This window comes from Synechococcus sp. R8-2, assembly GCF_047461715.1.
GTDB lineage: Bacteria > Cyanobacteriota > Cyanobacteriia > Thermostichales > Thermostichaceae > Thermostichus.
In genome coordinates this window covers 1-5,062 of record NZ_JANSHQ010000161.1, presented here as the reverse complement: position 1 = coordinate 5,062, position 5,062 = coordinate 1, and the positions used below count along the sequence as shown (strand labels likewise).

Annotated in this window: 5 protein-coding genes; all 5 read left to right on the top strand. The window is 60.6% G+C overall.

Going from position 1 to position 5,062, the window contains the following annotated elements; genetic code table 11:
- The first annotated feature begins 219 nt into the window (after positions 1 to 219).
- Entirely contained in the window at positions 220 to 591 is a 372-nt protein-coding gene (gene ebsA, locus NW819_RS04525) for a type IV pilus biogenesis protein EbsA (RefSeq protein ID WP_414343182.1), read from the top strand.
- A complete protein-coding gene (gene cimA, locus NW819_RS04520; RefSeq protein WP_414413019.1) occupies positions 581 to 2,275 on the top strand; it encodes a citramalate synthase in 1,695 nt (564 codons plus the stop codon). Before ebsA ends, cimA begins: the two co-directional genes overlap by 11 nt.
- Before the next feature lie 74 nt (positions 2,276 to 2,349).
- The gene (coaE, locus tag NW819_RS04515) at positions 2,350 to 3,060 is read left to right on the top strand and encodes a dephospho-CoA kinase (protein ID WP_414413018.1); all 711 of its coding nucleotides are present in this window, start codon (positions 2,350 to 2,352) and stop codon (positions 3,058 to 3,060) included.
- A 56-nt stretch (positions 3,061 to 3,116) separates the two neighbouring features.
- The gene (locus tag NW819_RS04510; RefSeq protein WP_414413017.1) at positions 3,117 to 3,608 is read left to right on the top strand and encodes a hypothetical protein; all 492 of its coding nucleotides are present in this window, start codon (positions 3,117 to 3,119) and stop codon (positions 3,606 to 3,608) included.
- Positions 3,609 to 3,730: 122 nt separating this feature from the next.
- The coding region (locus NW819_RS04505) for a DNA polymerase III subunit gamma/tau (protein ID WP_414413020.1) at positions 3,731 to 5,062 on the top strand (1,332 nt) is incomplete at its 3' end.

Here is a 5,062-nt window from a genome sequence, read left to right as displayed (position 1 = left end):
CCCTACCGGGAACCGCACCGCTTCGCGATACGCTGAATGAAATGGGTTGCAGTGGCCCCTTATAATTTTTTCTGGGTTCTCTGCCACAATTGACCTCACAGCTTTTTCCGGCGACACTTGCTACAGCCAATGCAGAGATCTCTCTTGGCTATGGGGATCCCACCCATTTTGTAGAACTTCATGAAATCAGAAAAAGCTGTACCCCTCTCCTAGCGCACTATGGCATTGCAACTTGAACCCGCCAGCCCGCCAGAAGTGGCCGTCTATCAGCCCTATTACGCCGTTGCCCGCCGACAGTACCTAGCCCTCGCGGTGGGCCTCTACAAAAAAGCCAGCCTGGAAGGGCAGAGGGCCATCGAGGGGGAAGAGCCTGTCCGCTTCTTGGCCAGTTGGCATACGTCCCCGTTGCCTTCGGATCTGACGGTGGTTCAGGTCATCTTTGCTCAGGATGCAGATCTCACCTATCAGCTCTCCATCGCCAACTACGAGTTTGTGGATTATCTGATTGATGTCGTCTCTTTGGTGCAGCGCGGACAACAGCCGGATTTCTCCACCGCCTTTTACAAGAAACTGATGCGATATGAAGATTGATCTGGGTTGCTCAGCCACCATCACTCTCTACGACACCACACTGCGGGATGGGGCCCAGCGAGAGGGGCTATCGCTGTCGGTGCAAGACAAGTTACAGATTGCCAAGCTGCTGGATCGTCTGGGGATCCCGTTTATTGAAGGGGGCTGGCCGGGAGCCAATCCCAAGGATGTGCAGTTTTTCTGGCAGATGCGGGAAGAGCCCCTAGAGCAAGCCGAGCTGGTGGCTTTTTGTTCTACCCGCAAGCCGGGGCGGCGGGCGGCAGACGATCCCATGCTGCAGGCCATTTTGGCGGCGGGCACCCGCTATATAACCGTCTTCGGCAAGTCTTGGGATCTCCACGTCACCGAGGGCCTGGGCACCACGCTGCAGGAAAACCTGGCCATGATCCGCGACACCATTGCCTATCTGCGATCCCAGGGGCGGCGGGTCATCTACGATGCCGAGCACTGGTTCGACGCCTACCGCCACAACCCCGACTATGCCCTGCAAACCCTAGCGGCAGCGGCGGCGGCGGGGGCGGAGTGGCTGGTTCTCTGCGATACCAATGGCGGATCCCTGCCCCATGAGATCGCCCAGATTACCGCAGCTGTCTTGGCAGAATCCCATCACCTGCAGCACTTGCCCCTAGGGATCCACACCCACAACGACTCCGGCACTGCTGTGGCCAATGCCCTGGCGGCGGTGCAGGCGGGGGCGCGCATGGTGCAGGGCACCATCAACGGCTATGGGGAACGCTGCGGCAATGCCGACCTGTGCAGCGTCATTCCCAACTTGCAACTGAAGCTGGGCTATCGCTGTCTGCCGCAAGAGAAGCTGCAACACCTGACGGAGATCTCCCGCTCCATCAGCGAGGTGGTCAATTTGGCCCCGGATGACCATGCGCCGTTTGTGGGCCTATCGGCCTTTGCCCACAAGGGCGGGATCCACGTCAGCGCCGTTCAGAAAAACCCTCTCACCTACGAGCACATCGCCCCGGAGCAAGTGGGCAACTGTCGCCGCATTGTGGTCTCGGAACAGGCGGGGCTGAGCAACATCCTCCACAAAATGGCCGGATTCGGGATCCGGCTGGAGAAGTCGGATCCGCAGGTGCGCTTGATTTTGGAGCGGCTGAAAACCCTGGAGCTGCAGGGCTACCAGTTTGAGGCGGCTGAGGCCAGCTTTGAGCTGTTGGTGAGGGGGTTGTTGGGTCAGCGCTCGCATCCGTTTGAAGTGCTCAGCTTCAACGTGACGACCACCACCCGCTCCGATTGGAACAGCAAAGACTGGGATCCCAGTGGCGAAGCAACGGATGTGCAATCGTTGGCAGCGGTGAAGATAGCGGTGCAGGGGCAAACTCGAGTGACAGCGGCGGAAGGCAATGGGCCGGTGGCCGCTCTGGATGGGGCGTTGCGCAAGGCGCTGCTGGAGTTCTATCCCCAACTGGAGGCGATTCACCTGTCTGATTACAAGGTGCGCATTTTGGATGGGCGAGCCGGCACCTCGGCCAAAACGCGCGTGCTGGTGGAGTTTAGCGACGGTCACCGCCGTTGGACAACGGTGGGGGTTTCCACCAACATCATCGAGGCCTCCTGTCGGGCTTTGGTGGAGGGCTTTGAGTACAGCCTGCTGCCGCCCAGCTCTCCTTTGCCGGCTGCGGCAGAGCACCGTTCTTCTCCGCTGGCTGCAAAAACGGCCTCCCCTTGAAGAAAAACCTTCAACTGGCTTTACCCTGGCAGCGCCCCTCTACCCCAGCAAGCTAAACCGTAACCACGACAGCTATGCGAATCATCGGCCTGACAGGCGGAGTGGGCACGGGCAAATCCACGGTCGCCTGCATCTTGGAGCAGCACGGGATCCCGGTGGCCGATGCCGATCAAATGGCCCGCCAGGCCTTGGCGGTGGGATCCCCCATTCGCGAGCGGGTACTGGAACGCTATGGGAAGGTCATCCAAACACCCTCCGGGGATCTGGATCGCCGGCGGTTGGGCCAGATCGTGTTTGCAGATGCCGCTGAGCGGGCTTGGCTAGAGGCCCAAATCCACCCTTTCGTTAGAGCTCAACTGCAAGATTTTCTGTCCGCGTTGGCGGAGCAGAGCTCTAAAGTCCATGGGGTGCCGCTTGAGGAAGAGCCTGCCTCCCAAAAGCGTAGCGGGGTAGGATTTTCTTCTGGGCAGGGATCCCAAACCGTTTGTCTGATGATCCCGTTGCTGTTTGAAGCCCACCTGCAGGGGTGGGTGAATGAAATTTGGGTGGTGACTTGCACTCCAGAGCAGCAGCGGCAACGCCTTGCTCGCCGGGATCCCCTGACGCCGGAAGAAATCGAAGCTCGCATTGCCAGCCAGTGGCCTTTGGCGGAAAAAGTGCGCCGTGCAGACGTGGTGCTGGACAACTCCGGATCCCTGGCCGAGCTGGAAGCCCAGGTGAAGCAGGCTTTGGCGTTAGAGAGGCCATTTGCCTCACCTCGGCAGGCCGGATACAGTGACGGATAGGGTCTGGTGGGACGGATCCCTTGGTATCCATGTACGGGTGGGTTGAGGGAGAAACGATGCAGGAAGCAGGCTGCGTTGGCGAGACGGAGTTTGCTCAAGCTCTGGCCGCGCGGGAGCGGGAAATCCAGCTTTTGCGAGAGCGCAATCGCATCTTGCAGGGCCAGATAGACCTTCTGGAGCTGCGCCAAGAAAAGCAACACCGGCAAATTCGCAGCTATGAGGCGGAGATCGAGCAGCTTTACCAAGAGAAGCAGTTGCTGGAGCAGATGATTCAAGAGTTGCCAGAGCTCTACCGGCGCAAGCTGCAAGCCCGCCTGCAGCCCATCCGCCAGCGCATCGCCGCCATCCAGGCAGAGAATCGCCAGCTTAGGAAGGAGTTGTACCAGCTCAGCTACCGCGTGCAGCACATGGATCAGCTTGACTCGCCCGGCTGGAGAGTGCAACTGCCCCAGCTTCCCTCTCTGCGTCGCCGGGATCCCAAGTCCTCAGCGGAGCGGAGCACAAAAGCTCTGCCGGTCTCCCCCCCTGGTGTCCAGCCCTGCTCTTGATGGGCAGGGAGGGATCCCGCCATCGAGAAGCCAGAATAGGGGAGCCCCGGTGGGATCGCGTCAGCAGAGCAGAGCTCTTGCGCGGTTCCGGTTGGGGCGCTGCTTGCTTGGAGATCCCGGAAATGGCCACCGCTGGCAACTATGAACCCCTGCATTTAAAATACCGCCCGCAGCGCTTTGCCGATGTGGTCGGCCAAGGAGCGGTGGTGCAAACGCTGGCCAATGCCATCCGGCTGGGGCGGGTGGCGCCTGCCTATTTGTTCTGCGGGCCGCGGGGCACGGGAAAAACCTCCAGCGCCCGCATCTTGGCCAAGTCTTTGAATTGTGAACAGGGGCCGACGCCGGATCCCTGCCAGGCGTGCAGCCAATGCCGCGCCATCACTGCGGGAGCCTCCCTGGATGTTCTCGAGATTGACGCGGCCAGCAACACCGGCGTAGACAACATCCGCGAGCTGATCGAGCGGGCACAGTTTGCCCCGGTGAACAGCCGCTACAAAGTCTATGTCATCGACGAGTGCCACATGCTCAGCAATGCGGCCTTCAACGCCTTGCTGAAAACTCTTGAAGAGCCGCCCCCCCGCGTGGTATTTGTCCTGGCCACCACTGACCCGCAGCGGGTTTTGCCCACCATTGTTTCCCGCTGTCAGCGGTTTGACTTCCGCCGCATCCCCCTCGACGACATGGTGGCCCACCTGGGCAAGATCGCCGCCCAAGAAGGGATCCCTATCACGCCGGAGGCGCTGCAACTGGTGGCCCAACTTTCCCAAGGGGGCCTGAGGGACGCCGAACGCCTGCTGGACCAGCTCAGCCTCTTGGAAGGATCCATCACCCCGGAGGCGGTTTGGGACTTGGTGGGCGGGATCCCGGAACAGCAGCTTTTGGCTCTGATGGATGCGCTGCTGGCTCAGGATGTGCAGGCGGTGCTCAGCCAAACTCGGCAATTGTTGGAGCGGGGCAAAGAGCCCTTAGCCCTGTTGCAGAACTTGGTGGCCCTTTACCGGGATCTGCTGCTGGTCAAGACAGCCCCCCAGCAACGGGAGTTGGTGGCTGTAACGGACTCCACCTGGGCAGCCCTGCAGCAACGGGCCCCTCGCTACTCGGTGGAGATACTGCTGGCAGCCCAGAGCCATCTGCGCCAGTGTGAGCCGCAAATTCGTCAAAGCGGACAGCCCCAACTGTGGTTGGAAATTGCCCTAGTGGATCTGCTGGGCCAGCTGCGCCCAAGCATGGTGGCTGAGGATTCAGCGGAACGGAGTCCTTTCCCAGCCCTTGACCTATCTCCTGCACCCCAGAGAACTCCCCCGGACGGGACAGCCCCTCCGGCCCCTGCTGCGACCATCAGCCCATCAAGCCCATCAACTGTTGGTGAGATAGATGAATTAACTGTTGGGCCTTCAGCCTCCCCTGCTGTTGCGTCGAGCCAGAAGGCAGATCGCGCTACTCGGACGGAGTCC